The sequence below is a fragment of the Actinomadura geliboluensis genome, from assembly GCF_005889745.1.
Lineage (GTDB): Bacteria > Actinomycetota > Actinomycetes > Streptosporangiales > Streptosporangiaceae > Spirillospora > Spirillospora geliboluensis.
The window spans coordinates 1-1,698 of record NZ_VCKZ01000714.1 but is presented as its reverse complement, the minus strand read 5'-3'; the positions used below and the strand labels follow the sequence as shown (position 1 = coordinate 1,698).

3 protein-coding genes are annotated in these 1,698 nt (G+C 70.7%); all 3 read right to left on the bottom strand.

The annotated features are described in order from the left end of the window. A partial coding sequence (locus ETD96_RS43770) for a DUF2461 domain-containing protein (protein WP_138642350.1) occupies nucleotides 1–461 on the bottom strand: 461 nt, incomplete at its 3' end. 3 nt (nucleotides 462–464) lie between these two features. Then, nucleotides 465–1,232 carry a fumarylacetoacetate hydrolase family protein gene (locus tag ETD96_RS43765; RefSeq protein WP_138642349.1) on the bottom strand — a complete coding sequence of 256 codons (768 nt, stop codon included), beginning with the start codon at nucleotides 1,230–1,232 and terminating at the stop codon, nucleotides 465–467. 22 nt (nucleotides 1,233–1,254) lie between these two features. Further along, the coding region (locus ETD96_RS43760) for a cellulose binding domain-containing protein (protein WP_171069545.1) at nucleotides 1,255–1,698 on the bottom strand (444 nt) is incomplete at its 5' end.

Genomic DNA, 1,698 nt, shown 5'->3' with positions numbered 1-1,698 from the left:
GCGGAGTACCATGTGTATAACAGACAGGTCTTGAGCCGGTCGCCGGCGATCTCCATGCCGGCGGCGCGGAGGTCGTCCACGATGGACTGGAGCTCGCCACCGAAGGTGTCGGACGCGGCGGCCTCGCGGTAGCGGCGGAGCTGGTCCGGGGTGGGCGCGTACATCCCGCCGGCGACCATCAGGCCGTCGGCGTCGATCTGGATGTAGAACCCTTCGGCGGTGTGCCCGCCCTGGTGCGTCTTGTAGGGCGTCTTGTCCTTGCTGAAGCGGACGTCCCGGTAGGGCCGGAAGAGCTTGACCGCGCCGAACTCGTCTTCGAGCTCGGCGCACAGTTCGGTCAGCGGTTCGCGCACATGGCGCTCGTAGGTCTCTTTGTGGGACGTCCAGTAGGGCTTGCTGTTGTCGCCCTGCAAGCCCTCGTAGAAGGAGAACGCCTCGTCGGTGAAGCCGCCGAACGCCATGGCTCAGTCGCGGGAGACGACGCGGTTGGTGAGGCTGCCGATGCCCTCGATGGTGACGGTCACCTCGTCCCCGATCTGCATCGGGCCGACGCCGGCGGGGGTGCCGGTGAGGATGACGTCGCCGGGCAGGAGCGTCATGACCTGGCTGACGTACTCGACGAGGGCCGGGACATCGTGCAGCAGCTGGGACGTCCGGGCGTCCTGGCGGACCTCGCCGTTGACGGAGGTGGTGATCGCCAGGTCGGCGGGGTCGGCCTCGGTCTCGATCCAGGGGCCGATCGGGCAGAACGTGTCGAAGCCCTTGGCCCGCGTCCACTGCCCGTCCTTCTGCTGCAGGTCGCGGGCGGTGACGTCGTTGGCGCAGGTGTAGCCGAGGATGACCTCGGCGGCGCGGGACGCGGGCACCTCGCGGCACATGCGGCCGATGACGACGGCGAGCTCGCCCTCGTGGTCGACGCGCTCGGACAGCTTCTCCGGGTACGTGATCGCCTCGCCCGGGCCGATCACGGCGGTGGACGGCTTGGAGAAGATCACCGGTTCGGCGGGCGGCGCGTCCCCGCCCATCTCGCGGACGTGGTCGGCGTAGTTCTTCCCGATCGCGATGATCTTGCTGGGCAGGATCGGCGCGAGCAGCCGGACGTCGGCGAGCGGGAGGCGCTGCCCGGTGAACGTCGGCTCCCCGAACGGGTGGGCCGCGATGGCGGCGACGGTGTTCTCCTCCACCACACCGAAGGACATGCCGTCGTCGGTGGAGAACCTGGCGATACGCATGTTCGAGAGCCTAGTACCCCGGTCAGAAGCCGCATGCCTCGCCGTTGAGCTCGCAGCCCTTCGGTGTGGACGCCCGCCCCGCCGCGCCGTACTGGATCTCCCAGGTGCCGCCGGGCGGGATCGCGCGGGCGCCGTCCAGGTTCCGGATCTCGACCTCGGTGCCGCCGTGCACGAGCGCCGCGCCCCAGATGTTCTTCACGTCCGCGCCGGGGGCGCGGAACGTCAGCGTCCAGGTCGTCATGGGACGGCCGGTGCGGTTGGTGATGACCATCCTGCCCTCGAAGTACCCCTCGTCCTGCTGGACGAGCTGGTAGGTGATCCCGTCGCCGCCGACGAGCGGGCCGATCGGGGCGGTGGTCACCGGAGGCGGCCCGCTGGGCTGCTCCGCGGGCGGCTGACCGTTCGCGGGCGGCGCCGCGGGCGGCGTCTCGCCCGGGGTGGGCGCGCCGGACGACGGCACCGGGGC